30 protein-coding genes and 2 pseudogenes are annotated in these 23,629 nt (G+C 65.2%); 13 read left to right on the top strand and 19 right to left on the bottom strand.

What is annotated here, in order from left to right; all coding sequences use genetic code 11:
- Positions 1–14: 14 nt before the first annotated feature.
- Genes ACP696_RS02590 through ACP696_RS02580 form a run of 3 tightly spaced genes read left to right on the top strand, consistent with a single transcriptional unit; the run spans position 15 to position 2,403 of the window.
- Positions 15–473, top strand: coding sequence for a RidA family protein (locus ACP696_RS02590; RefSeq protein ID WP_426043431.1), 459 nt, complete (start codon positions 15–17; stop codon positions 471–473).
- Positions 473–1,246 (top strand): glycerophosphodiester phosphodiesterase, encoded by a 774-nt coding sequence (locus ACP696_RS02585; RefSeq protein ID WP_426043430.1) that lies wholly within the window; start codon positions 473–475, stop codon positions 1,244–1,246. The genes ACP696_RS02590 and ACP696_RS02585 overlap by 1 nt, the downstream gene beginning before the upstream one ends.
- Complete coding sequence (locus tag ACP696_RS02580) at positions 1,243–2,403, top strand: GNAT family N-acetyltransferase (protein WP_426043429.1); 1,161 nt, start codon at positions 1,243–1,245, stop codon at positions 2,401–2,403. Before ACP696_RS02585 ends, ACP696_RS02580 begins: the two co-directional genes overlap by 4 nt.
- Before the next feature lie 100 nt (positions 2,404–2,503).
- On the opposite strand, the gene ACP696_RS02575 is transcribed toward ACP696_RS02580, so the two are convergent.
- Both ACP696_RS02575 and ACP696_RS02570 read right to left on the bottom strand, forming a co-directional pair.
- Complete coding sequence (locus ACP696_RS02575; RefSeq protein WP_426012638.1) at positions 2,504–2,989, bottom strand: pyridoxamine 5'-phosphate oxidase family protein; 486 nt, start codon at positions 2,987–2,989, stop codon at positions 2,504–2,506.
- Positions 2,990–3,047: 58 nt separating this feature from the next.
- Entirely contained in the window at positions 3,048–3,623 is a 576-nt protein-coding gene (locus tag ACP696_RS02570) for a DUF5655 domain-containing protein (RefSeq protein WP_426012636.1), read from the bottom strand.
- 60 nt (positions 3,624–3,683) lie between these two features.
- On the opposite strand from ACP696_RS02570, the gene ACP696_RS02565 reads away from it, so the two are divergent.
- Positions 3,684–4,115, top strand: a complete 432-nt coding sequence (locus ACP696_RS02565) for an HIT family protein (RefSeq protein WP_426012635.1) — start codon at positions 3,684–3,686, stop codon at positions 4,113–4,115.
- Positions 4,116–4,132: 17 nt separating this feature from the next.
- Here the strand turns inward: ACP696_RS02565 and ACP696_RS02560 are convergent, their stop codons facing one another.
- The 3 genes from ACP696_RS02560 to clpS form a co-directional block, all read right to left on the bottom strand.
- Positions 4,133–4,648: a hypothetical protein gene (locus ACP696_RS02560; RefSeq protein ID WP_426012634.1), complete on the bottom strand. Its 516-nt coding sequence runs from the start codon at positions 4,646–4,648 to the stop codon at positions 4,133–4,135.
- Between the two features lie 101 nt (positions 4,649–4,749).
- On the bottom strand, positions 4,750–7,080 hold the full coding sequence (gene clpA, locus ACP696_RS02555; protein ID WP_426012633.1) for an ATP-dependent Clp protease ATP-binding subunit ClpA: 2,331 nt from the start codon (positions 7,078–7,080) through the stop codon (positions 4,750–4,752).
- Positions 7,081–7,092: 12 nt separating this feature from the next.
- Positions 7,093–7,422: an ATP-dependent Clp protease adapter ClpS gene (gene clpS / locus ACP696_RS02550; protein WP_426012631.1), complete on the bottom strand. Its 330-nt coding sequence runs from the start codon at positions 7,420–7,422 to the stop codon at positions 7,093–7,095.
- A 310-nt stretch (positions 7,423–7,732) separates the two neighbouring features.
- Between clpS and ACP696_RS02545 the strand changes: the two genes are divergently transcribed.
- Both ACP696_RS02545 and ACP696_RS02540 read left to right on the top strand, forming a co-directional pair.
- Entirely contained in the window at positions 7,733–8,287 is a 555-nt protein-coding gene (locus ACP696_RS02545) for a sugar O-acetyltransferase (RefSeq protein ID WP_426012629.1), read from the top strand.
- A 23-nt stretch (positions 8,288–8,310) separates the two neighbouring features.
- Positions 8,311–8,600 (top strand): annotated as a pseudogene (locus ACP696_RS02540) (DUF1330 domain-containing protein).
- Between the two features lie 41 nt (positions 8,601–8,641).
- On the opposite strand, the gene ACP696_RS02535 reads toward ACP696_RS02540, so the two are convergent.
- The 4 genes and pseudogenes from ACP696_RS02535 to ACP696_RS02520 all read right to left on the bottom strand — a co-directional run.
- Positions 8,642–9,187, bottom strand: coding sequence for an MOSC domain-containing protein (locus tag ACP696_RS02535; RefSeq protein WP_426012628.1), 546 nt, complete (start codon positions 9,185–9,187; stop codon positions 8,642–8,644).
- A 38-nt stretch (positions 9,188–9,225) separates the two neighbouring features.
- Positions 9,226–11,643 carry an ATP-dependent helicase gene (locus tag ACP696_RS02530; protein WP_426012627.1) on the bottom strand — a complete coding sequence of 806 codons (2,418 nt, stop codon included), beginning with the start codon at positions 11,641–11,643 and terminating at the stop codon, positions 9,226–9,228.
- A 77-nt stretch (positions 11,644–11,720) separates the two neighbouring features.
- Positions 11,721–12,041, bottom strand: coding sequence for a helix-turn-helix domain-containing protein (locus tag ACP696_RS02525; protein ID WP_426012625.1), 321 nt, complete (start codon positions 12,039–12,041; stop codon positions 11,721–11,723).
- Positions 12,022–12,369, bottom strand: a pseudogene (locus ACP696_RS02520) (type II toxin-antitoxin system RelE/ParE family toxin); the annotation flags it as partial. The gene ACP696_RS02525 and the pseudogene ACP696_RS02520, both read right to left, overlap by 20 nt.
- A gap of 210 nt (positions 12,370–12,579) precedes the next feature.
- On the opposite strand from ACP696_RS02520, the gene ACP696_RS02515 reads away from it, so the two are divergent.
- Positions 12,580–12,729: a hypothetical protein gene (locus ACP696_RS02515; protein WP_426012624.1), complete on the top strand. Its 150-nt coding sequence runs from the start codon at positions 12,580–12,582 to the stop codon at positions 12,727–12,729.
- A gap of 9 nt (positions 12,730–12,738) precedes the next feature.
- Positions 12,739–12,987, top strand: a complete 249-nt coding sequence (locus tag ACP696_RS02510) for a hypothetical protein (RefSeq protein WP_426012622.1) — start codon at positions 12,739–12,741, stop codon at positions 12,985–12,987.
- A 105-nt stretch (positions 12,988–13,092) separates the two neighbouring features.
- On the opposite strand, the gene ACP696_RS02505 is transcribed toward ACP696_RS02510, so the two are convergent.
- Positions 13,093–13,305 carry a ribbon-helix-helix domain-containing protein gene (locus ACP696_RS02505; RefSeq protein WP_426012620.1) on the bottom strand — a complete coding sequence of 71 codons (213 nt, stop codon included), beginning with the start codon at positions 13,303–13,305 and terminating at the stop codon, positions 13,093–13,095.
- A 110-nt stretch (positions 13,306–13,415) separates the two neighbouring features.
- Here ACP696_RS02505 and ACP696_RS02500 point away from each other — a divergent pair, with 110 nt between their 5' ends.
- Entirely contained in the window at positions 13,416–14,195 is a 780-nt protein-coding gene (locus ACP696_RS02500; protein ID WP_426012618.1) for a Coq4 family protein, read from the top strand.
- An 18-nt stretch (positions 14,196–14,213) separates the two neighbouring features.
- Here the strand turns inward: ACP696_RS02500 and ACP696_RS02495 are convergent, their stop codons facing one another.
- The 3 genes from ACP696_RS02495 to ACP696_RS02485 form a co-directional block, all read right to left on the bottom strand.
- Entirely contained in the window at positions 14,214–15,140 is a 927-nt protein-coding gene (locus ACP696_RS02495; protein WP_426012616.1) for a LysR substrate-binding domain-containing protein, read from the bottom strand.
- 320 nt (positions 15,141–15,460) lie between these two features.
- On the bottom strand, positions 15,461–15,649 hold the full coding sequence (locus ACP696_RS02490; RefSeq protein WP_426012614.1) for a DUF4169 family protein: 189 nt from the start codon (positions 15,647–15,649) through the stop codon (positions 15,461–15,463).
- A gap of 3 nt (positions 15,650–15,652) precedes the next feature.
- Entirely contained in the window at positions 15,653–16,612 is a 960-nt protein-coding gene (locus tag ACP696_RS02485; protein WP_426031717.1) for a DUF6807 family protein, read from the bottom strand.
- A gap of 194 nt (positions 16,613–16,806) precedes the next feature.
- Between ACP696_RS02485 and ACP696_RS02480 the strand changes: the two genes are divergently transcribed.
- Complete coding sequence (locus ACP696_RS02480; protein WP_426012610.1) at positions 16,807–17,043, top strand: DUF2171 domain-containing protein; 237 nt, start codon at positions 16,807–16,809, stop codon at positions 17,041–17,043.
- Positions 17,044–17,117: 74 nt separating this feature from the next.
- Entirely contained in the window at positions 17,118–17,771 is a 654-nt protein-coding gene (locus ACP696_RS02475) for a glutathione S-transferase family protein (protein ID WP_426012608.1), read from the top strand.
- Between the two features lie 95 nt (positions 17,772–17,866).
- On the opposite strand, the gene ACP696_RS02470 is transcribed toward ACP696_RS02475, so the two are convergent.
- The 3 genes from ACP696_RS02470 to ACP696_RS02460 form a co-directional block, all read right to left on the bottom strand.
- A complete protein-coding gene (locus ACP696_RS02470) occupies positions 17,867–18,127 on the bottom strand; it encodes a hypothetical protein (protein ID WP_426012606.1) in 261 nt (86 codons plus the stop codon).
- Between the two features lie 27 nt (positions 18,128–18,154).
- Positions 18,155–18,301: a hypothetical protein gene (locus ACP696_RS02465; RefSeq protein ID WP_426012604.1), complete on the bottom strand. Its 147-nt coding sequence runs from the start codon at positions 18,299–18,301 to the stop codon at positions 18,155–18,157.
- 175 nt (positions 18,302–18,476) lie between these two features.
- Positions 18,477–19,679: a pyridoxal phosphate-dependent aminotransferase gene (locus ACP696_RS02460; protein WP_426012602.1), complete on the bottom strand. Its 1,203-nt coding sequence runs from the start codon at positions 19,677–19,679 to the stop codon at positions 18,477–18,479.
- 257 nt (positions 19,680–19,936) lie between these two features.
- On the opposite strand from ACP696_RS02460, the gene ACP696_RS02455 reads away from it, so the two are divergent.
- The gene (locus ACP696_RS02455; RefSeq protein WP_426012600.1) at positions 19,937–20,515 is read left to right on the top strand and encodes a hypothetical protein; all 579 of its coding nucleotides are present in this window, start codon (positions 19,937–19,939) and stop codon (positions 20,513–20,515) included.
- 22 nt (positions 20,516–20,537) lie between these two features.
- Here ACP696_RS02455 and ACP696_RS02450 read toward each other — a convergent pair whose 3' ends face one another.
- From ACP696_RS02450 to ACP696_RS02440, 3 genes are all read right to left on the bottom strand, one after another.
- Positions 20,538–20,807, bottom strand: coding sequence for an NADPH-dependent FMN reductase (locus ACP696_RS02450; protein ID WP_426012599.1), 270 nt, complete (start codon positions 20,805–20,807; stop codon positions 20,538–20,540).
- Positions 20,808–20,967: 160 nt separating this feature from the next.
- Entirely contained in the window at positions 20,968–21,639 is a 672-nt protein-coding gene (locus tag ACP696_RS02445) for an AAA family ATPase (RefSeq protein WP_426012598.1), read from the bottom strand.
- Positions 21,640–21,810: 171 nt separating this feature from the next.
- The gene (locus tag ACP696_RS02440) at positions 21,811–22,476 is read right to left on the bottom strand and encodes an AAA family ATPase (RefSeq protein ID WP_426012597.1); all 666 of its coding nucleotides are present in this window, start codon (positions 22,474–22,476) and stop codon (positions 21,811–21,813) included.
- Positions 22,477–22,708: 232 nt separating this feature from the next.
- Here ACP696_RS02440 and ACP696_RS02435 point away from each other — a divergent pair, with 232 nt between their 5' ends.
- Positions 22,709–23,416: a TVP38/TMEM64 family protein gene (locus ACP696_RS02435; RefSeq protein ID WP_426012595.1), complete on the top strand. Its 708-nt coding sequence runs from the start codon at positions 22,709–22,711 to the stop codon at positions 23,414–23,416.
- Positions 23,417–23,629: the final 213 nt, after the last annotated feature.

Genomic DNA, 23,629 nt, shown 5'->3' with positions numbered 1-23,629 from the left:
CTTTGGAGCGTATGATGTCGAAGGTCGAAGAGCGTCTGGCGGAGCTGGGAATCGTGCTGCCGCAACCGGTCGCTCCGGTGGCCAACTATGTTCCGTTCGTCCAGACCGGGAACCTGATCCACATCTCCGGCCAGATCTCGCTCGACGCCAATGGCGGCCTCAAGGGCACGGTGGGGACCGACGTCGATCTCGAAACGGCCCAGCAAGGCGCGCGGCTTTGCGGTATCAATCTGCTGGCCCAGATGAAGCTCGCCACCGGTGATCTGGACCGAGTGAAGCGAGTGGTCAAGCTGGGCGGCTTCGTCCAGGTCAGCCAGGACTTCACCGACATCCCCAAGGTCATCAACGGCTGCTCGGACCTTATGGTCGAGGTGTTTGGCGACGCCGGACGCCACGCTCGCTCGGCGGTGGGGGTCTACAGGTTGCCGCTGGGCTTCTCGGTCGAAGTTGACGCCGTGGTCGAGGTGTTCTGATGCGCGCCCGGCCAAGACCCGAAGCCCAGGCGTTCGGCGAGGCCTGGGAGCGGCTGTTCGAACCGGCCATCGCGCATCGGGGCCTGTGGACGCCGGGCGGCTCGCCGGAAAATTCGCTAGCCGCCTTTCAGGCCGCCTGCGCCGGCGGCTACGCCATCGAGCTGGACGTGCAACTGACCGCCGACAATCACGTGGTGGTCTTTCATGACGACCACCTGGAGCGACTGACAGGCGCGGTGGGCAAGCTGCGGGATCATACCGCTGCTGACCTGGAACGACTGACGCTGTCGGGCACGGATGAGACCATTCCCAGCCTGGCGGACGCCCTGACGGTGATAGGCCACCGGGCCATGGTCTATATCGAGCTCAAGACCCCGTTCGGTGAGGTAGGCGAGCTCGAAAAGCGGGTCTCCGACATCCTGCTCGACCACAACGGCCCGACAGCCGTGATCGGCTTCAATCCCTATTCCCATGCCTGGTTCGCCGAGCACCAACCGCAGATCCTGCGGGGCTTGGACAGCTACGGCTGGGCCGACGAGAGCGCCCGCAGGCTGGCCCCGGAAATGCGCAAGTCGCTCGCGGCGCTGGAGCATGTCGAGATCGCCCGGCCCGACTTCCTGGCCTTAGGCATGGACATGTTGCCCAGTCCACGCGCCGATCTGCTGCGGGCCAAGGGCATGCCGATCATTGCCTGGACCGTGCGCTCGGCTGAGCAGTGGGACAGCGTCAGCGACCATTGCGACAACATGATCTTCGAGGGTTTCGCCGCGTGACAGCCGTCAAGGCGGAGGTGCGCATCCATCGGCGCATCGTCGAGATCGGCCGCGAGGCCTGGGACGCCTGCGCCGGGCCGTGCGGCGATCCGTTTGTCAGCTTCGATTTCCTCCACGCCCTGGAAGAGAGCGGCTGCGCCGTCGATCGCACCGGCTGGGCGCCGCATCATCTCAGCGTGCTGGACGAGGACGGCCGTGTCGCGGCGGTCATGCCGCTCTATCTGAAGTCCCACAGCCAAGGCGAATATGTCTTCGACCACAGCTGGGCCGACGCCTACGAGCGGGCCGGGGGGCGCTACTACCCCAAACTGCAGTGTTCGGCGCCGTTCTCGCCGGTCACCGGGCCGCGGCTGATCGTCCGGCCGGATATCGATATAGACGATGGCCGCTCGGCCCTGCTGGGCGGGGCCCTGACCCTATGCGACCGGCTCGAGGCGTCGTCCCTGCACGTGACGTTTCCGAAGGCCGATGAGTGGGCCTGGATGGGCCAGCGCGGCATGCTGCTGCGGCAGGACCAGCAATATCACTGGTACAACAACGGCTATGCCACCTTCGACGACTTCCTGGCGGCATTGTCGTCCAATCGCCGCAAGACCATTCGCCGCGAACGGCGTGACGCCCAGGCCGGCCTGGAGATTGTCGCTCTGACCGGAGACGCGCTGACCGAGGATCACTGGGACGCATTCTTCGGCTTCTACATGGACACCGGCGGCCGCAAGTGGGGCCGGCCCTATCTGAACCGGGCCTTCTATTCGCTGCTGGGCGAACGAATGGCCGACAAGGTCTTACTGATCATGGCGCGCCGTCCCGGCGGTCCGTGGATCGCCGGCGCCTTGAACCTGATCGGCGGCGATTGCCTCTACGGCCGCCACTGGGGCTGCGCCGAGGACGTGCCGTTCCTGCATTTCGAGCTGTGCTACTATCAGGCCATCGAGCACGGCATTCGCCTTGGCCTGCCGCGCGTCGAGGCCGGCGCCCAGGGGCAGCACAAGATCGCGCGGGGCTATATGCCCAGCCCGGTCTATTCCGCCCACTGGATCGCCGACCCCGCCCTGCGCGAGCCGGTGGCGCGCTATCTGGAGCGGGAGCGCGAGGCGGTCAGCGCCGAGATCGAGATGCTGACCGAAGAATTCTCGCCGTTCCGCGAAGAACGCTAGAGCATTTCCCGACCTGACTGCGTCAGGCCGTGAGCTCTAATCTTTTGTTTTGACGCATTTTTCTTCACGCGAACCGGAACCACTTCGCTCGAAAAATGCGCTAGCCCAGATTGGTCGCGGCGACCTTGTCCTTGTAGTCGGCCTTCGGGTCGCGCCCGAGCAGCATCTTGACGCCCGCGAACAGGCTATGCTCGTTCAACCAGATCTGACCTTGACCGGCGTCGAAGCGTAGCAGGCGGATCTTGGGATCGTCCTGGCCCTCGAACCAGGCGGCGACGAAAGGATTCCACAGTCGGTCGATGGTGGCGCGATCGGTGTCGATCTCCAGGTCGCCCTCGACCGAGGCGAACAGGTCGTGGCCCTTGGACACGAAATGCAGATCGGCCCGGCTCTTGGTCGTCAAGGCCGAGACGAGGTCGGTCTCCGACGAGCTGAAGAACCAGATCGGACCGCCCTCGTCACTTTCGGTTTGCGCGGTCATGGGCTGAGCCCGGCCGCCTTCGACCCCCATCAGGCCGACCATGGCCGTCCTGTCGGACTTCAGCGACTTCCAGAACTTGGTGACGATTTCAGCTTCATTGGACATGGACGTTCCTCCGTTCGCTAGCCAACGAAGGGGCGCGGCGACCGTTCCTCGAAAGGCTTCAGGAATTTTCCCAGGCGGCCTTCAGCAGCCCCTTAAGATCCTCATCGACCTCGGACGGCGCGGCGAGGACGAGCTTGGCCTTTAACCGTTCGGACCAGCCTTCGTTCTTGGGTGGGATGAGGCGAGGTGAAGCATCCGGCGCTGCGGCCAGGCCCAGCATCACCACGCCGCCCCTGGCCGGCTTGGCCGCGGCGAACTGGAAGCCGCGCGACCAGGCGGTGAAGGCCTCGCGCTGGCCCGTGATCAGGCCTGGCAAGTCGGCGACGACCTTTCCCAGGGCTTCGAGGATCGCGGTGGAGGCGGGATCGCTCCATAGAGCCGCGCGCTGCGCGCCGACGTCCTCGCCGATCCTGTTGGCCTCCGGAAAGGCTTCGGACATCACAAAGCTGGCCCGGTTCTGGCCCAGGCCGTGGTGGTGCTTCATCCATGCCAGGCGGGCGCGGGGGCTGGTCTCCGGGCAGGTTCTGGCGACCGCCACCCGGTCGGCAAGACTCTTGCCGGTGTCGCGCGCCAGGCCTTCCTTGACCGAGGCGAACCACTTCTTCTGGCGCTCGGCGAGGGTCTCGGTGCTCATGCCCATGCTTGCGCCTCCCCCGGGGTTTGCTACGACCTGCACTTGAGACAGGAGACCGCCATGAGCCTTCACGGAAGCTACGACACAGACAACATTTTCGCCAAGATCGTTCGGGGCGAGATCCCGGCGGTCAAGGTGTTCGAGGACGACCAGGTCCTGGCCTTCATGGACGTCTTTCCGCAGTCGCGCGGCCATGTGCTGGTGATTTCCAAGACCAGCCAGGCCCGCAACATCCTCGAGGCCGAGACCAAGACCCTGGGCCGGTTGATCGGCGCGGTGCAGAAGGTGACCCAGGCCGTGACCACGGCCCTGAAGCCCGACGGTGTGGTGGTCACCCAGTTCAACGGCGCGTCGGCCGGCCAGACCGTCTTCCACCTGCATTTCCACATCATTCCGCGCTACGACGGCGAGGCTTTGGGCCGGCACGGCGAGGGGATGGCCGATGTGGAGGACCTGAAGGCCGTGGCCGAGAAGATCTCGGCGGCGCTCTGACGGGATCGGCCGCTCGGCTAGGGGCCTAACTTGATAATCGCCGTAGCCAAGCCGACGATCGCCGTCACGCCTCCCATCAACGCGAAGCTTTGGAAGCGGAGCTTGTCGTTTAGCTCGGCCAGTATCTGGTTTTTGGTTATGGCCAGGTCCGCCTTCAAGGCTTGGCTGTCCATCCTGGTCGTGTGCGCCAATTCGGCGACGTCACCCTTCTTCGCCATATCTACGATGTCGGCCTTCGTCGCCATGTCTGCGATGTCAGCCTTCGTCACCATGTTCGCGAGGTCAGCCTTGGTCGCCATGTCGGCGATGTCGGCCTTCGTCGCGATGTTCGCGAGGTCAGCCTTCGTCGCCATGTCGGCGATGTCCGTTTTGGTCGCCATGTTCGCGACATCGACCTTGGTCGCCAAGCAGCTAATGTCTGGAAAGTGCGCCGCCGACTGCACAAGCCCCACGATCGCTTCCGCCGCGCGCTCTTCCAGCCCCGCGTCACGAAGGCATTCCGAGGCGGTGAGCGTGTCGAAAGCCGGGTTCACGAACTCAAGCTATCCGAGCGTTCCTGTTTTGTACAGTCTTCATTCGCGAGCTCAAAAGCAAAGAGGCCCGGATCGCTCCGGGCCTCTCGCTGTCGTTTTGCCTATTCGGCCAGGGCCGGTTCGGCCTCGTCCTCGTCGGCGACCTTGGAGCCCTTGGCGGGTTTCTCCGGATTGCTCTCGATCTCGAAGTCGATCTTGCTGTCCTTGAGCACCACCTTGACATGGCCCCCTCGGACCAGACGCCCGAACAGGATGTCGTCGGCCAGCGGCTTCTTGATGTGCTCCTGGATGACCCGGCCCAGGGGGCGGGCGCCGTAGAGCTCGTCGAAGCCGTTCTTGGCCAGCCAGTCGGCCGCGTCGTCGCTCAGCGAGATCGTCACGTTCCGGTCGGCCAGTTGGGCCTCCATCTGCATGACGAACTTCTGCACGACCATCCGGATGATCTCGGGCGTCAGCGGCTTGAAGGCCACCACGGCGTCGAGGCGGTTGCGGAATTCCGGGGTGAACAGGCGCTTGAGGGCAGCCTCTTCCTCGCCTTGCACCTTGTCGCGGCCGAAACCGATCGATTGGCGCTGAGCATCCGAAGCGCCGGCATTGGTGGTCATGATCAGGATGACGTTCCTGAAATCGACTTTCTTGCCGTTGCTGTCGGTCAGCACCCCGTGGTCCATGACCTGGAGCAGGATGTTGTAGACGTCCTGGTGCGCCTTCTCGATCTCATCCAGCAGCACCACGGCGTGCGGGTGCTGGTCAACGGCGTCGGTCAGCTGACCGCCCTGATCGTAGCCGACATAGCCGGGGGGAGCCCCGATCAGCCGACTGACGGTATGGCGTTCCATATATTCCGACATGTCGAAGCGGATCATCTCGATCCCGAGCGTCTGGGCGAGCTGCTTGGCCGCTTCGGTCTTGCCGACGCCGGTCGGGCCACTGAACAGATAGCTGCCGATCGGCTTTTCGGGATCGCGCAGACCCGCTCGAGCCAGTTTCATGGCCGACGACAGCTGCTTGATGGCCTCGTCCTGGCCGAACACGGTGCGCTTCAGGTCGGTTTCCAGCTCTCGCAGCGACTCGGTGTCGGACTTGGACACCGATTTCGGCGGGATGCGGGCGATCTTGGCCACGACGGCCTCGATCTCCTTGACGCCCAGGACCTTCTTGCGACGGCCCTCCGGCAGCAGCATCTGGCCGGCGCCCGCCTCGTCGATCACGTCGATCGCCTTGTCGGGTAGCTTGCGGTCGGTGATATACTTGGCCGACAGCTCCACCGCGACCTTCAGGGCCTCGTTGGTGTATTTCAGCTTGTGGAAGTCCTCGTAGTAGATCTTCAGGCCCTTGAGGATCTTGATGGTGTCTTCCACCGTCGGCTCGTTGACGTCGATCTTCTGGAAGCGGCGAACCAGAGCCCGATCCTTCTCAAAGTGCTGGCGGAACTCCTTGTAGGTGGTCGAGCCCATGCAGCGCAGCGAGCCGGAGGCGAGGGCGGGCTTGAGCAGGTTGGAGGCGTCCATGGCCCCGCCCGAAGTAGCGCCCGCGCCGATCACCGTGTGGATCTCGTCGATGAACAGCACCGCGTTGGGATGGTTCTCCAGTTCCTTGACCACCTGCTTGACGCGTTCCTCGAAGTCGCCGCGATAGCGTGTGCCGGCCAGCAGCGCGCCCATGTCGAGCGAGAAGATGGTGGCGCCCGCCAGGACTTCCGGAACCTGCCCCGTGATGATCTTTCGGGCCAGGCCCTCGGCGATGGCGGTCTTACCGACGCCGGGTTCGCCCACCAGCAGCGGGTTGTTCTTGGTGCGCCGGCAGAGGATCTGGATCGCGCGTTCGACTTCATTGGCGCGGCCGATCAGCGGATCGACCTTGCCTTGGCGGGCCTTTTCGTTGAGGTCGACACAATAGGCTTCGAGGGCCTCGCCGCCGGTCTTGGCGTTGGGCTTCTCGACGTCTTCCTCGACCGTTGCGCCCTTGGCCGTCTTCGGCTCGGACGACCCGGCCTTCTTGGCGATGCCGTGGGCGATGAAGTTCACCGCGTCGTAGCGGGTCATGTCCTGCTCTTGCAGGAAGTAGGCGGCGTGGCTCTCGCGTTCCGAGAAGATCGCCACCAGCACATTGGCGCCGGTGACTTCCTCGCGACCGGAGGACTGGACGTGGATCACCGCGCGTTGGATCACGCGCTGGAAACCCGCGGTGGGCTTTGCATCGTCCTCGTCGTCGACGACCAGAGAGGCCAATTCGACATCGAGATAGTTGACGAGGCTCTTCTTCAGAGCATTGAGGTCGACATCGCAGGCTCGCATGACCCCGGCCGCGTCGTCGTCGTCGGTGAGCGACAGCAGCAGGTGTTCAAGCGTTGCGTACTCGTGCTTGCGCTGGTTGGCGTAAGCGACGGCGCGATGCAGGGATTCTTCGAGTGGGCGCGAAAAAGAGGGCAAGGGGAGGGCTCCTCAGTCCTTTTCCATGGTGCACTGCAGTGGGTGCTGATGCCTGCTTGCCGAGTCGATCACCTGGGCGACCTTGGTCTCGGCAACTTCGTAAGTGAAAACGCCGCAAACGCCGACGCCATGCTGATGAACATGCAGCATGATCCGGGTCGCATCTTCGCGCGACTTATTGAAAAAACGTTCAAGTACGTAAACGACGAACTCCATAGGTGTGTAGTCGTCGTTCAAGATCAATACGCGATACAGCGAAGGCTTCTGCGTCTTCGGCTTCACTTCCGTGATTACCGAAGAACCCGCGCCGTTGTTCTGTCCGCCTTGCTTTCGCTCGGCCATCGACCGCTTTCTCCCGGCGAGCCGAACCACCCGCCTTACATGGATTAGATATGGAAACGCGGCAGCATTGGAAGGGGCTGCCGCGCGGCTGCGCCGCTTTAACACAGGGGCGCCGCGCAAAACGGCTTCTCAGTTGGGATAGTGGCGACCCCGCCCGAAGGTCGCCGGTCGCGAGGAGCCGAAATGGGGGCGGGGTTTGGGGTGCGCAAGGGGCGAGAAGGCCGACTCAGTGAAGCTCGAAGGCCAAACGTGAAGGTTTGCGATCGCCGCATCGTCTGGCATGGAGAATTGAAGTCAGGAGTTCCCTAGCGTGACCGATCTTCGTACTCAGAAGCAGCGGATGCTGGCCGGCGATCTCTACAGTCCGATGGACCCGGAGATCATGGCCGACCACGAAACGGCGGTGGCCTGGATGGGGCGATACAACGCTCTGGACCTGCCGGTCGGTCGACGCCACGCCCTGTTGCGCGAACTGTTCGCCCATGTCGGCGACCACTGCATCATCCGCCCACCGTTCCACTGCGACTACGGCTGCAACATCAGCATCGGCGAAGGCGCGTTCCTCAATTTCAACTGCGTGATCCTCGACGTGACCACCGTGACGATCGGGGCCAGGACAACGATCGGGCCGAACGTCCAGATCTACACCGCCGAGCACCCCCGCGATCCGGTGGAGCGTCTTACGGGCATCGAGTACTCAAAACCCGTGGTGATCGGCCAAAACGTCTGGATCGGGGGCGGGGCGATCATCCTGCCGGGGGTGACCATCGGCGACGACGCCATCATTGGCGCCGGCAGCGTGGTCACCCGCGACGTTTCGACCGGCGCGACGGTGGTGGGTAATCCGGCGCGGGTTCGCGGGTAGGACGGCGCGGCGGGAGGGACACGATGAAGGCCTATCTGGTGCTCGACTTTTCCATTCGCGACGTCGCGGCGTTCATGCCCTACGTCGCCGCGATCCCAGCGTTCATTGACAAGCACGGCGGCCGATACGTCGTGCAGGGCGCCGAACCGACGGTCGTCGAAGGTGACTGGAGGCCCGAGCGAATGGTCATCCTCGATTCCCTTCACGCGAGGCGGCCCAGGCCTTTCTCGACGACCCCGATGCCAAGTCGCTCTTTGCCTTGCGCCACGGCGCCACCGATGGCCGGCTGGTGCTGGTCGATGGGTGTGACTGAGGTCTCGGCTTCCTACACCTTGGCTTCGCCGGATGCGTGGATTACGGGGCGGCGTCGAACAGAGGCAGCGGCGTTTCCACTACCCTCACGGGGTCACCCAGCCGCACCAGGCCGCCGGTGATCACCCGCGCGGTGATTCCACCGTGTCCACGCACCGCGTTGTAGCCTCCGGGGCCGAGGATCTCTTCCATGCGGCTGCAGGGATGGCAGTCGCCGGTGTCTTCCAGCACGACCTCGCCAACCTGGAAACGCCGGTTCTTCAGGGCGCGCAGGTTGATCCCCTCAACCACGATGTTGCGCCGCAGATGCTGGGGGGTGACGTCGCGATCCAGATAGCTGGCGATGGCCGCCAGGTCCTCGGCCTGGATCAGGGTGACTTGGCGCTTACCGCCCTTGCCGTCGGTGTTCGGTCGGCCGTTGTAGTGATCGCCGACCAACCCTGTCTCGCGGGTGATCTCCGCCGCGTCCAACGCGACCAACGGCGCGTGGCGCGCCGGTCGCGCGCCGAGCCACATCACGTGACCGGGCCGGATCGCGCCGGCCATCAGGCGGGCGAGGGGAGAGGCGGGGTTGAGGCCGCCGCTCACGCCCCGGTCCTCACGCCCCGGTCCTCACGGCCCGGTCCTCACGCCTTCTCCACGAAGCTGTCGATCACCTTCTTGTCGCCGGCCTTGTCGAACGACACGCTGAGCTTGTTGCCCTCGACCGCAGTCACCTTGCCGTAGCCGAACTTGACGTGGAACACCCGGTCTCCCCGCTTGTGGTCGCTGGCCGCCGAACTGGCCGAGACCGCCACAAGCCGGCCCTCGCCCTCGATGGGCGCCGAGCGAGCGGCCGAGCCGCCGGCCCGCCAGGTCGGCGTGTTCTTCTCGCCGAAGCCCGACGTGCGCTCCTGCGCCCGCTTCCAGCCGGGGCTGTCATAGCTTCCGGCGCTGAAGGTGTTGGAAGGTTCGTCCCAGCGCGAGGCCACGGTCTGCTGCATGCCAGGGCCGCCGCCGTAATAGCCGGTCTCGGACGCGGCATCGACGTGGGCCAGGGGCAGTTCGTCGACAAAGCGCGACGGCAGTTGGCTGGTCCAGCGGCCATAGACCTGGCGGTTGGCCACGAAGCTGATCCGCGCCTCCTCGCGGGCCCGGGTGATGCCCACATAGGCCAAGCGGCGCTCTTCCTCGAGGCCCTTCTCGCCCTTGTCGTCCATGCTGCGCTGGCTGGGGAAAACGCCTTCCTCCCAGCCGGGCAGGAAGACCAGCGGGAACTCCAGCCCCTTGGCCGAGTGCAGAGTCATGATCCAGACCGCGTCGTCGCCAGCGCCCTTGTCCAGGTCCATGACCAGCGACACGTGCTCAAGATAGGCCTCCAGCGTGTCGAAGGCGCTCATCGACTGGACAAGCTCCTTGAGGTTCTCCAACCGCGTCTGGCTGGTCGGACCCTTGTCCAGCCGCAGGGCGTCGGTATAGCCGCTCTCCTCCAGCACGGCCTCCAGCACCCGCTGGTGCGGCGTGGTGCTGGCCAGGGCGCGCCAACGGTCCAGGTCGCGCAGGAAATTGCTCAGGGCCGTGCGGGTGCGGGCCGGCAGGTCGTCGCTGCCAATGATGACCCGAGCGGCGTCAACCGTCGAAATGCCCTCCCGCCGGGCGATCTGCAGCAGCTTGGTCACCGAGGTGTCGCCGATGCCGCGCTTGGGGGTGTTGACGATTCGCTCGAAGGCCAGGTCGTCGTCGGGAGACTGGATCAGGCGCAGATAGGCGTGGGCGTCGCGGATCTCGGCCCGTTCGAAGAACCGCGGGCCGCCGACCACCTTGTAAGGGATCTGCAGCATCACGAAGCGCTCTTCGAAGGCCCGCATCTGGAACGAGGCGCGCACGAGGATGGCCATCTGGGCGTATTTTCGGCCCGCCTTCTTCGCGGTCTCGATCGCATCGGCGACCATCCGGCTCTCGGCCTCGCCGTCCCAGACGCCGCTGACCTTGACCTTTTCGCCGCCCTGGATCTCGGTCCACAGCGTCTTGCCCAGCCGGCTCTTGTTGGTGTTGATCAGGCCGGCCGCCGCCGCCAGGATGTGTTCGGTGGAGCGGTAGTTGCGCTCCAGCTTGACCACCTTGGCGCCCGGGAAGTCGCGCTCGAAGCGCAGGATGTTGTCGACCTCGGCCCCGCGCCAGCCATAGATCGACTGGTCGTCATCGCCCACGCAGCAGACGTTCTGTCGGCCCTGGGCCAGCAGCCGCAGCCACAGATATTGGGCGACATTGGTGTCCTGGTATTCGTCGACCATCACGTACTGGAAGCGGCGTTGGAAATCGGCCAGCACGTCGGGATGGCTAGTGAAGATGGTGATGTTGTGCAGCAGCAGGTCGCCGAAGTCGCAGGCGTTCAGGATGCGCAGCCGCTCCTGGTATTGCCGGTACAGCGCGATACCCTTGCCGTTGGCGAACTCGCCGGCCTCGCTGGCCGGCACGCGGTCAGGGGTCCAGCCGCGGTTCTTCCACTGGTCGATCAGTCCGGCCAGGATGCGCGGCGTCCAGCGCTTGGCGTCGATATTGTCGGCCTCGATCAGCTGCTTGAGCAGCCGTTCCTGGTCGTCATTGTCGATGATCGTGTAGCTGGACTTCATGCCCACCAGCTCGGCGTGGCGGCGCAGGATCTGGGCGGCCACCGAGTGGAAAGTGCCCAGCCAGCGCAGGCCCTCGGCCTCGTCGCCGATGATGTGGGTGATCCGCTCGCGCATCTCCTTCGCCGCCTTGTTGGTGAAGGTGACGACCAGCAGCTCCCAAGGCCGCGCCCGGCCCGTCGCCAGGATGTGAGCCAAGCGGGTGGTTAGCACCCGGGTTTTGCCGGTGCCAGCGCCCGCGAGCACCAGGACGGGGCCTTCGGTGGCCTCGACAGCGGCCCGCTGTTCGGGGTTCAGCCCTTCGAAATAGTTCGCGACCGGGCGCTCCGGTCCGCGCGGGCGGGCCAGGTCGGAGATGCGCGGGGCGGGCAGGTCGCCGGGGAAGTCGTCGGCGGACGGGGGGGCGGGCGGGTACGAGTCGAAGACGGAAGACATGGAACATATGTAGCACAAACTTCGCCCGGCTTAAGCCCTCGGGCCGGAGATGTCGCAGGGGTTACCAAGTCTGCCGGTTAGGCCAAAATCTGCAGCCCGTGCTTTTGCACAATCGCCAGCAACTTGAGCGCCGCGCCGCTGGGCTTCTTGGCGCCGGCCTCCCACTTCTCAACCGTGCTTTCGCTGGTATTGAGATAGCGGGCGAAGACCGGCTGGCTGACATGGTTGCTTTCGCGAAGCTGCTTGATCTGCGCGGGCTCGATCATCGGCGGCGTGGTCAGGCAGGTGGCGTCGAAGTCGCGCATCGTGGCCTTGTTGATCGTGCCGGCCCGATACATCCCGGCGACGTTGTCATGGATCGCCTCGAAGGCGTCGCTCTTAAACTTGCGCTTGGTCATGACAGATCTCCACAATCACCTTGGCCTCTAGCTCCCTGTCGATCTCCACGTCGGTCTTTTCGGCGTGGGGGTCGGCCAGCTTGCGAAAGGCCTTCAATTCGTCGTCGTCGATATTGGCCCTGTCCTTCTTGGCGAACAGATAGGCGTAAACCCAATACCTTCGACCTTTGGCCAGGATGATGCTGCGGCTACGGTTCTTGTCGAGGCGCTTCTTGAACACCCCGCCGCCCAGATCATCGGCTTGGCCCGCCTCGGCCGCTGACGCTGCCGCGCAAAGCTCGTCGTCCTTGATCAGCGCCTTTTTGGCCGCCCCGGTGAACCAAGCCGTCTTGAAGACCCGCCTGACTTAATTGGTCTCAGTCATCATGAAAATATAGCACTAAGTGCTACCTGTTGGAAGCGAGACCAAAACGGGAATCCTTCGGTGCGCGCCACGTGTCGGAACCACGACTGGCGCCTGCCGTTTGTTCGGCGGGACGACAATTCACGGAGAGATCAAGTGGCTGAAGGTAATACGAGCGGGGGCGGCAACGCCGGAATGGCGTTCATCATCGGCGCTTTGGTGGTCGTGGTGGCGGTGATCGCCTATTTCGTCTTCACGGGCGGGGTGAGCCACAAGAAGAGCGTTGATATCAATGTCTCCGCACCGCAGCTGGACGCGCCCAAGGTTCCGGACGCGCCGAAGTAGAAGCAGGCCATGGCGCGTCATCGCAACGGACAGCCACTCCAGCTGATCGGATGGGCAGGACTGGCCTTGGTGGTCGTCCTGCTTTTCGTCGTCGCCCTGGTGTGGAGCAGCTGGCGCACGGGTTTGCTGGCAATTCGATCGAACGACATCGTGCTGCGAATGCCCGCCGCGCCCGGTTTGCCACGCCTGCCGCGTATACCGATGCCCGATCCGCAGCCTTCCCCGTTGCCGGGGCCTGGGCTCAAGGCAGAGACCTAGAGCACTTCCCGACCTGACTGCGTCAGGCCGTGAGCTCTAATCTTTCGTTTTGACGCATTTTTCTTCACGCGAACCGGAACCACTTCGCTCGAAAAATGCCCTGGCCTAGTGGGCCTGCCCATACTGCAAGGCATAGACCCGGCAGGCCGAAGCCAGGGGCCGCTCGCCGCGTCCGGCGTCGATGCGCTGGATCAGGCCGGCGATACTGGTCGCGTTGGCCGCCGCGGCGCTCTGCAGCACGGCCCAGAACTCCGGCTCCAGCGCCAGCGAGGTGGCGTGACCGGCCAGGTTGATCGAACGCTTTTTCAGACTGCCCATCTCGCCCGTCCCATCTCGCCAGTAAATATTCGCGTAGCGGGGATCGCCGAACCCCCTTGATTAAAAATGACGCAATGTCATCTTTATGGGGTTCAGCCGGAGCATGCCTCATGATCACCGCCACGCAAGCCCTCGATGATCAAAACACTCGGCAGCCGGTTCGGCGCCAACGCGACACCTTCCAGGTGCAGCCTTTGCGGGCGCTCAGGGCCGTACGGCGCCTGATCGCCGACAAGGAAGACACCGCCCAGGTGTTCGAGATCATGCGCGCCCTCTCCGGCACGTCGGTGGTCGAGGGCTATCGGCGCCTTATGCGCACGGCGCAGGGAGGCCGCATCGCCTATGAACGTGAAGAGTTCGCCGAACGCCTGTCGGACAAGAGCTGGCTCGCGCAGTTCGGGCCCGGCACGGTGGGCGCGGGCTATCGCGACTTCATCGCGCCGCGCGGCTTGACCGCCGAGGGCTTGGCCAATGAGAGCCGCAAGGTCGTCGATGGCGACATCGACGCTCCGCACCCCCTGGCCTGGTACGGCCGGCGCATGCGCGACGTGCACGACGTCTGGCATGTGCTGACCGGCTACGGCACCGACTCGCTGGGCGAGGTCTGCGTGGTGGCCTTCTCCTACGCCCAGACCCGCAATCTGGGCTTCGCCCTCATCGCCCTGGCCGGCGCACGCCAGTTCACCAAGCAGAAGACCGGTCAGCCCTATCGCAAGGCCGTGCGCGAGGCCTGGCGCAACGGCCGCGCGGCGGCGTGGCTGCCGGAGGTGGACTATCCGGCTCTTTTCGCCCTGCCGCTCGACGAGGCCCGCAAGCTGCTGAAGGTCGGGCCAAACACGGTCTATCAAGCCATCCCGGCGCACTATCGCGATCGCTTCACGCCGCAATAAGCGACGGGCAGGGCGCGCTCAGGCGCCGCCTAGATGTTGATACCGCGCGATCAATGGGTCCCCAGCCGCCTGGGCCAGGATCCAGTCGCGGAAGGCGGCGATCTTGCGCACCCGGCGGCGTTCGGCGGGATAGGTGATCCAATAGCCGCCGCCATACTGCGCGACGACATCGAAGGGCGCGACGAGGCGGCCCTGGGCGATGTCCTGGGCGTAGAAGATCGGCGAGCCTAGGGCCACGCCTTGCTCGGCCAGAGCCGAGGCCACTTCCAGCGCCTGGGCGTCGGCCATCAGGCGCGGCGCGACGCGCGTGTCGCAGGGGGCCACGCCCGCCGCGTCAAACCAGGTCGCCCACTCGGCCGCCGAGCCGATGCGCGGGGCGTCGACGAGGTCGGCCGGCGTGGCCAGGCCGCCGATCCGCGCCAGGAACGTGGGTGTGCACAGGGCGGTCTGGATCGATGGCGCCAGGAAGTGGCTCTCCAGGCCAGGCCACTGACCCCGTCCGCCGCGAAGGGCCAGATCGACGCTCTCGCGCTGCAGATCTACGACGCGGCTGGAGGTCTCCAGCCGTACGGCCAGCTTGGCGTGGGCCACCTGGAAGCCGCCCAGGCGTGGGGCGAGCCATTGGGCGCCCAGGCTCTGGACGGTGGTGATCGACAGCACGCCCTCGCCCGTATCGATCAGGTCCGACAGCGCCATGCGCAGGATCGCCATGGCCTCGGTCGCGGCCCGCGACAGTCGCTCGCCGGCGGGGGTCAGCAAGACCTCGCGGGGTAGGCGGGTGAACAGCAACTGATCCAGGCGCTGCTCCAGCGCCTTGACCTGCCAGCTGACGGCGGCCTGGCTGACGCCCAACTCGTCGGCGGCCTTGGTAAAGCTCTTCAGGCGCGCGGCCGCTTCGAAGATCCGGATCGCGCTGAGCGGCAAGGTGGCGAGGATGTCTGACATAAGTAAGGCTTATGTTTACCCAAGGAGGCCCCGTTTGTCATCCAATGGCAAAAACGCGATTTTCCAGTCATCGCAGCGCAGGGAAGGCGACGATGATGGACGAAGCGATCAAGACCCATAAGGAAACTAGCTTTGGTTGGGTGCTGGCGCTGCAGCATCTAGCGGCGGCATTTCGGCGAGCCAGGACGTCGCGGCGGATGGCCGGCTCCGCGGAAAGCGCCGTTCAGAACCCGACGCCGCCCAAGCCCATGCGGTATCTGGCTCCTCGCTAAGGAACTGGTCCCTGAGACGGCTCGCTTCCCCGTCTCCCCGGCGACCCCTCAGTCCTCGTCTTGGCCGTCCCGCTTGGCCCCGTCCAAATCACGCCTGAGCTTCTCGGCTAGCGCCGCCTCGGCGACCTTTTCGCCCTTGGTGCGGCCGAACTTGGCGCGGTTCTCGACGGCCTGGGTCTTGGCGTTTGTCTTGGCCCTGACCTTGCGGGCCTGATTGAGGTTGAGGATCTCGGCCAAGGCTCAGCCCTTCTTCTTGGGAGGCGTCGCTGGCCGCAGGATGAGGGTAGATTGCAGGCGCAAGGTCTGGCCCTGCTTGAGGACGAAGGGCGCGCGACCGGGGAAGACGCAGTTCTGCATCGACAGCTCCTTGCGAAGGATCCAGCGGGTGATCGGCGCGCCGTTGGCTTTGCAGGCCAGGCCCACGGTCCAGGCCGGAGCCCCGCCGCCCGGCGTCCAGGCGAAGCCCATGGCCTTGCCGGCCTCGACGGGCCCGACCGCCGGCGCCACGGCCTTGCCGTTCGAGCCGAAGGCCAAGCGGTCGGGCTTGACCAACCGGATCGAGAACCCGCCATAGCCCTTGTCGTCGTCGCTGCCGCCCAAGGCCAGGGTTTTGGACCGCGCGGTGATCACCGTGTCGAAATCGATGCGCCGAGCGCCGCTCTTCAGCGGATACACCCGTACCTTGGTGGTCTCGCGCGCCACATAGGCCACCTCGGGTCCGGAACTGACGATCCAGTCGGCATTGACCAGCAGCGTCCCGCCACCCGCGCTGTCGCCCTTGAAACGCTTTTCGCGGACATTGAAGGTCAGCCCTTTCATGAACCAGCCGTCGGCGACATTCTTGCCGTCGACGATGACCTGATGCCAACTCCAGAAGGCGCCGCGCTGGTGCAGGTGGTCGGCGGGCCGATCCTCCGTCAGCACGGCTCCGTCGGGCGCCCAGATCGGGTGGACATAGTTCAAGCGGCCCGACTCGTGCGGATCGGCGGGCGCGGTGCGGTAGAACAGCACGCTCTTGCCGCCGTCCGTCAGGGTGACGCCGTCGGGGGCGAACACCGCGTCGACTCGGGGCAGGGGCGCGACCGACGCAGCGGCGACGGGGGCAGGAGCGCTCGCGACGGCCTCCGACGCCGTCTGGGCCGAGGCAGTCGCCGCGCCAGTCAGTATCAGCAGCAACGCGGCGGCGAGCGGTCTGATCATCTGTCATTCCTCATCGGACGGGTGACGACTGATAGCCAAGGATAGCCACGGTCGCAAAGCTTCACGCTGAACAGCCAACCTCACCCTTGAGCAGAACATGTAAAGAACATTCGCGCCTCGCAAGAGCTTCGTGAAACCCCGTGGCCCGTTGGCCCGTTGGCTCTCCGAACGTTTTCATCCATCGGAGAACCACCATGATCGACATCTCGCAAATCCGCGAACATCTGGAAGTCGTCGGCTCGGACGGCGGGCATGTCGGTCGCGTGGACCATGTGCTCGGCGACGAGATCGAGCTGGCCAAGCTGGATCTTGGCGGCGGGTTCAAGCACCACCTGATCCCGATCAGCTGGATCGACCATATCGACGAAGACGCCGTGCATCTTTCGCTGACCCAGGACGACGCCAAGGCCCAGTGGCGCGAGAAGCACTGACGTTCATCGCACGGCGATTGACAGCTCGGCTGCTCTGAACGATCCCTCGCCCGTCTCGGGTGAGGGATTTTCGCATGTATCGGCTCTACTACTGTCCCAGCACGGCCAGCTTGGCGGCGCACTGGATGCTGATCGAGATGGCCGTGTCGTTTGAGCTGACGCTGATCGACACGGCCACGGGCGTGCAGAAAAGCCCCGACTATTTGAAGCTCAATCCCAGCGGCGTGGTGCCGACCCTGATCGTCGATGGCGCGCCGGTCTGCGAGGTGGCGGCGATCCTGATGCTCCTGGCCGAGCGTCATCCCGATCGGGGCCTGGCCCCGGCGGTGGGCGCGCCAGAGCGCGCGGCCTGGCTGCAGTGGATGGTGTATCTGGCCAATACCGCGATGCCGGGCTTCCGGGCCTGGTTCTATCCGCATGAGCCGGCTGGAGAGGCTGCGACGGAAGCGGTGACGGCCAATGCCGCAGCGCGACTGGCGGCGATCTGGGACCGCATCGACGCCCACCTGGCGGCCCAGCCAGGCCCCTACATGTTGGGCGAGCGGCTATCGACCGTCGACTTCCTGGCGACCATGCTGATGCGCTGGTCGCGCAACATGCCCAGGCCCGCGACCATGTGGCCCAACATCGCCCGCTACCTGGCGGGGATGCGCGCCATGCCGTCCCTGCGCGAGGTGCACGCGCGTGAAGGACTGACGGACTGGATCGACGATGAGCCTAGGGAATAACCGTCGGCCTTGGCTTTGCGGACCTGTCGACAAGAAAGGGCGGTCCCGCTGGACCGCCCCTGGCATTCAGGTCCTCCAAGAACAAGCGGCGGTGATCAGCGCCCGCCGCCGGTGATGTCCTTGATCATCGCCTGCACCGGGGCCTTGCCGCCGGCGTTCCAGACGGCCTTGAGGTGCGCCAGGGTATGTTCGGCCGCGCCCTCGAACTTCCACTCGCAGTCCACGATCTTGCAGTTGTCGAACACCGGGGCCTTGCCGCCAGCGAAGGTCAGACGGCAGTCGCGGAATTCGCAGTCGCTGAAGTGCTCGCCGTCGAGGACGACGGTTTCATGGTTGAACGCGGTAGAACTGGGCATAGGCCGTCTTTCACTGGTCGTCGGACATTAGTCGTCAGTCGGGGTCCGAGGGGACTCGTCGGGATTTTGCGCGGCCTTCTCGGCGGCCTTCTGAGCGGCCTTTTCGGCGGCCTTCTTGGCCTTCAGGCGCTCGCGCTCTTGACGTTCGAAAGAATAGTTAGGCGTACGGGCCATGCGGCGACCTCCTTTGTCACAGACGTGCGACGCGGACCGTTAGCGCGGTTCGCGAGCAAAGGGTTGCGATTTTTACGCGATGACGTGGAACAGGCGGGGATGCACGCTCATAACAAGGCGTTTAGCCGACCGCTTGCGCAGCGCGGTGGGTGTGCATCCCCAAATCGCCTGGAGCCTATTTCAGATTGCCGCAGAAGCGCTGGATGCGCGTGCAGGCGTCTTCCAGAACGTCGTTGGCGGTGGCGTAGCTGATGCGGAAAAACGGCGACAGGCCGAACGCCGCGCCGTGGACCACGGCCACGCCTTCGGTCTCCAGCAGTTCGACGGCGAAGTCCTCGTCGCTCTCGATAACCTTGCCGTTGGGCGCGGTCTTGCCGATCAGGCCGGCGCAGGACGGATAGACGTAGAACGCGCCTTCCGGGGTCGGGCAGTGCAAACCGGCCGCCTGGTTCAGCATCGACACCACCAGGTCGCGACGTTCCTGGAACAGCTTGGCGTGCGGCTTGATGAAGTCCTGCGTGCCGTTCAGGGCCTCCAGCGCCGCCCATTGCGATATGGACGAGGGGTTCGAGGTCGTCTGGCTGATCATCTTGGCCATGGCCTTGATCAACGGCTCGGGACCGGCCGCATAGCCGATCCGCCAACCGGTCATGGCATAGGCCTTGGACACACCGTTCATCGTCAGGGTGCGGTCATAGAGCCTGGGCTCAACCTGGGCGATGGTGGTGAATTCGAAGTCGTCGAACACCAGGTGCTCGTACATGTCGTCGGTCAGCACCCAGACCTGCGGATGGCGCAGCAGTACGTCGGCGATGGCCTGCAGCTCGGCGCGAGTATAGGCGCCGCCCGAGGGGTTGGACGGGCTGTTGATGATCAGCCACTTGGAGCGGGGCGTGATCGCCGCTTCCAGGGCGGACGGCGTGATCTTGAAGCCGCTCTCGGCGGTAGTCTCCACGGCCACCGGCGTGCCGCCGGCCAGCAGGGTCATGTCGGGATAAGACACCCAGTAGGGGGCGGGGATGATCACCTCGTCGCCCGGGTCCAGAGTGGCGACCAGGGCGTTGTAGATCACCGGCTTGCCACCCGGCGCGACGTGAACCTGGCTTGGCTTGTAGTCCAGGCCGTTCTCGCGCTTGAACTTGGCGCAGATCGCGGCCTTCAGCTCGGGCATGCCGTCGGGGTCGGTGTACTTGGTTTTGCCGGCGCGGATCGCCGCGATTCCGGCTTCCTTGATGTTATCGGGGGTGTCGAAGTCCGGCTCGCCCGCCGATAGGGCGATGATGTCGCGACCGGCGGCCTTCAGGGCGCGCGCCTTGGCGCTGATGGCGATGGTGGCCGAAGGGGCGATGCGCCGCAGGGCGGCGGACTCGAGCGACATAGTTCAGGACTCCCCTGGGAGGACGTGGACTCGAAAGACCGGTTTCAGGATTGCGGCGGTCTTTACGCCCCCGCTTGCCGCGGCGCAACGCGGCATGACGCCGAAAACCGGGGTTCTTGCGTCGGCAGGACACTAGCGGTACCGCTATCATCATAACGAGGCCGTCGCGCATGGCGGGCGGCCCGGGGGAGCAAACGACCTATCGCCCGACCACGGGCGGCCACGCGGCGCATGACGTCGCAGAAGGGGGAAACACCATGAGCAAGATCGTACTGCTGGCCGCCGTCGCGGCCCTGGGCCTGGCGACCGTCCGGCCGGCCTCGTCGGCCGAAGACATCATGAAATACGCGATCAACAAGCCATCGACGTCCTGGACCCTTTACGGTCCGGGCCAGACGAACAGCTACGTCAAGGACAAGGCCGTGGCGGGCGGCGGCGGCCTGCGGGTGCAGGTGGCCACGGCAGCGCCGGACAAGCCCTGGACCATCGGGGCTAGCCAGGCGGTGCAGGGCAAGATCACCAAGGGTGACGTGCTGATGGTGGCCTTCTACGCCAAGGCCGAACCTGTCGATGGCGGCCCGGCCTCGGGCACGGTCAGCGCGGTGCGGATCCAGCAGGCGGCCGAGCCCTGGGGCGGCATCGTCGAGGGCACGCCGATCGCCATCACCGGCTCCGAATGGAAGATCTACACCTCGCGCGGCCGAGCGACGATCGACGCCGACAAGGGCCAGGCCAGCGTCTCGCTACAGCTGGCCGGCGCCAGACAGACCCTGGTGCTGGGGCCGCTGTTCGTGCTGGACTTCGGGGCCGACTACGACCCGAAGAAGTTTGAGTAAAGCCACCCACATTCCGCACACGCTACACGAACGCCGCCAGGCGCCGGCCGAGATAGGCGGTGGTATTCTCGTCCATAAGTACGGCGGCCTCAATCTTGGTGTGGGCTTGGCCGACCAGCATCTCGCTGAGCGGCCAGCATTGGGCCGAGACCATGCGCAGCGACTGGCGCAGGGCGTCCTGGGCGCGGACTGTGCCGGTGACACCGGGCGAGGCGCCGATGATGCAGGCGAGCTTGCCGTCCAAGGCCGAGGGAGGGCCGCGCGAGGCCCAGTCGATGGCGTCCTTCAGCACTCAACTGAACAGGCGGCGACCGCTAGAGCATTTCCCGACCTGACTGCGTCAGGCCGTGAGCTCTAATCTTTGGTTTTGACGCATTTTTCTTCACGCGAACCGGAACCCCTTCGCTCGAAAAATGCTCTAGCCAGCGATCGGTCGATCGTGAAAGGCGAGATCAACTGGCCAATGCGGTCCTGGCCGGCTGTGCGCGGCTGGCGACCATGTGCGCTTCGACGAAGACCCAAAGCCGTTCCAGGTCGCGGGCGGCCGGGCCAGCGCCCTCGCACTCGGGCACGCAGCGGCCGTTCGCCATGGCCGTCTGGAAGACGTCGCGCGCCCGCAGGCCGTACGGCGCCAAGGGCAGGCCGCAGAAGCGCAGGGCCTCGAGGATGTCCGGATAGGCGACCGGCGCCACCTCGGCCTTGCTGGTGTGGGCCTGGTTGAGCACAACGAAGCCGCTCTTGCCGAGCCGCCGCACGGCCTCGGCCGAGCGCACGATCGGGGCCAGGTCCAGGAACGAGGGACGTCCAACCACCAGGCAGAGGTCCGAGAGGTTCACCGCCTGGGCGACATCGGTCTCGGGCGAGGCGGGGGTGTCGATGAAGAGGTAGTCGTAGTCCTCGCGCATGGCGGTGGACCGGGCGTGGAACAGCTTGCCCGCTACGCCGTCGACCAGAGTAGGGCCAGGCTCGACGCGACGTCGCAGGGAGTCGGAGGCCGAACGCTGGGCATCGATGTCGGCCAGCATGACCTTGCGCCCGGCCAGAAAGGCCATCAGGGCTAGGTTCACGGCCAGTGTCGTCTTGCCCGACCCGCCCTTGCGAGAAAGCACTGTAATCGTCTTCATGATCTGGTGTCTCCGCCCCATAAGCGCGGCCTCTTGTCAGCGCCGCAAGATCACCGATTGCGACAACTGTTATGGTTCAGGTGTGAACAGAACTTCAACTTGCGGAATATCTTGCAAGCAGGTTTAGCGCCAGCCTCAAGAGCTTGTTTTTCCTGGGAATCCTTGTCGAGCTTAAACCGCGCGGGCGCCGCGCGCCTGCTGGTCCAGGGTCAATTGCGCGGCCAGATGGTCCCAGAGACGCGAAATCTCCTGGGCGGCGGGGCTGGCCGAATCCCACTCGCCGACCGAGCGGCCATGGGCGATCGACTGCTGGTAGATGGCCCGCGAGCGCAGCCCGACCGGCGCGACCGGCAGGCCGCAGAAGCGCAAGGCCTCGACCGCCTTTTGCACGGCCACCGGTTCCAGCGCGCCACGCTTGGGCGGAGCCTGGCTGAGCACGATGACCGCGGCCTTGCCCAGCCGGCGGACCATCTCGGCCGAGCGCGCCACCGAGGCGATGTCCAGGAAGGTAGGCCGGCACACCAGCACGCAGAGATCGGCGGAGTTCACGGCCACGGCCACGTCGGAGTCCGGGGCGGCCGGGGTGTCGATCAGCATCACGTCATAGGCGTCGTGGATCGCGTGAGACCGGGTCTGAAAAAGTTTGCCGGCGTTGATCTCGGCCAGGGTGGGGCCCGGCTCGGTGCGGGCGCGCATGACGTCCGACGCCGAACGCTGCGGATCGATGTCGGCGAGCATGGTTCGCCAGCCACCGAGGTGGGAGGCCAGGGCGAGGTTAATCGACAGGGTGGTCTTACCCGCCCCGCCCTTGCGGGAAATCACAGCCAGGGTCTTCACGTCCGACGCACTCCCCAAGAACGCTCGCTTTCCGCAGCGGCGCCTGTGGATAACTTAGCCGCGCGGTGAGACAGCTTCGCAACGGAATTGTCGTGGCGCGGGAATCTTAACCGTACCGCGACGAGACGGCGCGGAAGCGTGACAATAAAGTGGGCGATCGGCGGACGTTTTGCACCCATGTGGCGCGTGAGGTGGGGCTTGACCCAACGGAGACCATGGGCGAGGCAGGGACGTGATAGCCCGGCTGATCGAATTCTTCACCAATATGGACCGCCGCGCCTGGCGCACGGTGGCGGTGTCGTTCGTGCTGTTCGGCGGGGTAGGGGTCGTCTTCCTGTTCGGAGCCCAGATGCTGGGCTTGAATGGCGAGGCTGCGGTGGAGCACTGGCTGAGCGCGGCGCACGGACCCTGGGCACTTCCCGTGGCGGTGGCGGCCTTCGCGGCGCTAGCCTTCATCGGCGTTCCGCAGTTCGTGCTGATCGCCGCGGCGGTGGTGGCCTTCGGGCCCTGGACAGGTTTCGCCTATAGCTGGATCGGCACCCTGGTCTCGTCCCTGGTCGGGTTCTGGGTGGGGCGCGCGTTCGGCGGGCGACTGCTCAAGGACCTGGCCGGCGACGGCGTGGCCAAGTTCATGAAACTGATCGGCAAGAACGGCTTCCTGGCCAGCCTGATCGTCCGCTTGGTGCCCTCGGCGCCATTCATCGTCGTCAACATGGCCGCCGGCGTCACGCCGATGAAGATTCGCGACTTCACCGCTGGCACAGCCATCGGCATCATCCCGAAGATCGCCCTGACCGCCTTCGCCGGCAATTCCATCGTCCAGGCGCTGGAGGGCGGGGGGCAGCGGCACATTGTCATGCTGGTGATCGCGGTGGCGGTGTGGATCGTCTGCGGCTTGGTGGCCCGCGCCTGGCTCAAGAAGCGCGAGACGGCTGAGTAGCCAAGGCCAGTGAAGGCAGATCGCCTCTCGATGCCGCGGCTAGCGAGGCGGTTTTGACGTCTTTCTTCCCTATTTGCCAATCGTCAAGCCACGATTAGCCAGGAGGAGGGATGGAACTTGCTCCGTGTGCGGCAAAATCAGCCTTTGGCGCAAAATGCTTGCTCGAATTTAGGCCGCTGTGTAGAAAGTCTGCATGAACGTCGCGCGCCAACT

The sequence above is a fragment of the Caulobacter sp. DWR3-1-2 genome (genome assembly GCF_049896225.1).
In the GTDB taxonomy this organism is placed as follows: domain Bacteria; phylum Pseudomonadota; class Alphaproteobacteria; order Caulobacterales; family Caulobacteraceae; genus Caulobacter.
This window is presented reverse-complemented; position numbering and strand designations above follow the sequence as displayed.

Excerpts from the sequence above, each read along its gene's own strand:
- ACP696_RS02590 (WP_426043431.1), top strand. The coding sequence starts at position 15 with ATGTCGAAGGTCGAAGAGCGTCTGGCGGAGCTGGGAATCGTGCTGCCG.
- ACP696_RS02585 (WP_426043430.1), top strand. The coding sequence starts at position 473 with ATGCGCGCCCGGCCAAGACCCGAAGCCCAGGCGTTCGGCGAGGCCTGG.
- ACP696_RS02575 (WP_426012638.1), bottom strand. The coding sequence starts at position 2,989 with ATGTCCAATGAAGCTGAAATCGTCACCAAGTTCTGGAAGTCGCTGAAG.
- ACP696_RS02570 (WP_426012636.1), bottom strand. The coding sequence starts at position 3,623 with ATGAGCACCGAGACCCTCGCCGAGCGCCAGAAGAAGTGGTTCGCCTCG.
- ACP696_RS02565 (WP_426012635.1), top strand. The coding sequence starts at position 3,684 with ATGAGCCTTCACGGAAGCTACGACACAGACAACATTTTCGCCAAGATC.
- clpS (WP_426012631.1), bottom strand. The coding sequence starts at position 7,422 with ATGGCCGAGCGAAAGCAAGGCGGACAGAACAACGGCGCGGGTTCTTCG.
- ACP696_RS02530 (WP_426012627.1), bottom strand. The coding sequence starts at position 11,643 with ATGTCTTCCGTCTTCGACTCGTACCCGCCCGCCCCCCCGTCCGCCGAC.
- ACP696_RS02525 (WP_426012625.1), bottom strand. The coding sequence starts at position 12,041 with ATGACCAAGCGCAAGTTTAAGAGCGACGCCTTCGAGGCGATCCATGAC.
- ACP696_RS02515 (WP_426012624.1), top strand. The coding sequence starts at position 12,580 with ATGGCGTTCATCATCGGCGCTTTGGTGGTCGTGGTGGCGGTGATCGCC.
- ACP696_RS02510 (WP_426012622.1), top strand. The coding sequence starts at position 12,739 with ATGGCGCGTCATCGCAACGGACAGCCACTCCAGCTGATCGGATGGGCA.
- ACP696_RS02505 (WP_426012620.1), bottom strand. The coding sequence starts at position 13,305 with ATGGGCAGTCTGAAAAAGCGTTCGATCAACCTGGCCGGTCACGCCACC.
- ACP696_RS02500 (WP_426012618.1), top strand. The coding sequence starts at position 13,416 with ATGATCACCGCCACGCAAGCCCTCGATGATCAAAACACTCGGCAGCCG.
- ACP696_RS02495 (WP_426012616.1), bottom strand. The coding sequence starts at position 15,140 with ATGTCAGACATCCTCGCCACCTTGCCGCTCAGCGCGATCCGGATCTTC.
- ACP696_RS02485 (WP_426031717.1), bottom strand. The coding sequence starts at position 16,612 with ATGATCAGACCGCTCGCCGCCGCGTTGCTGCTGATACTGACTGGCGCG.
- ACP696_RS02480 (WP_426012610.1), top strand. The coding sequence starts at position 16,807 with ATGATCGACATCTCGCAAATCCGCGAACATCTGGAAGTCGTCGGCTCG.
- ACP696_RS02475 (WP_426012608.1), top strand. The coding sequence starts at position 17,118 with ATGTATCGGCTCTACTACTGTCCCAGCACGGCCAGCTTGGCGGCGCAC.
- ACP696_RS02470 (WP_426012606.1), bottom strand. The coding sequence starts at position 18,127 with ATGCCCAGTTCTACCGCGTTCAACCATGAAACCGTCGTCCTCGACGGC.
- ACP696_RS02465 (WP_426012604.1), bottom strand. The coding sequence starts at position 18,301 with ATGGCCCGTACGCCTAACTATTCTTTCGAACGTCAAGAGCGCGAGCGC.
- ACP696_RS02460 (WP_426012602.1), bottom strand. The coding sequence starts at position 19,679 with ATGTCGCTCGAGTCCGCCGCCCTGCGGCGCATCGCCCCTTCGGCCACC.
- ACP696_RS02455 (WP_426012600.1), top strand. The coding sequence starts at position 19,937 with ATGAGCAAGATCGTACTGCTGGCCGCCGTCGCGGCCCTGGGCCTGGCG.
- ACP696_RS02445 (WP_426012598.1), bottom strand. The coding sequence starts at position 21,639 with ATGAAGACGATTACAGTGCTTTCTCGCAAGGGCGGGTCGGGCAAGACG.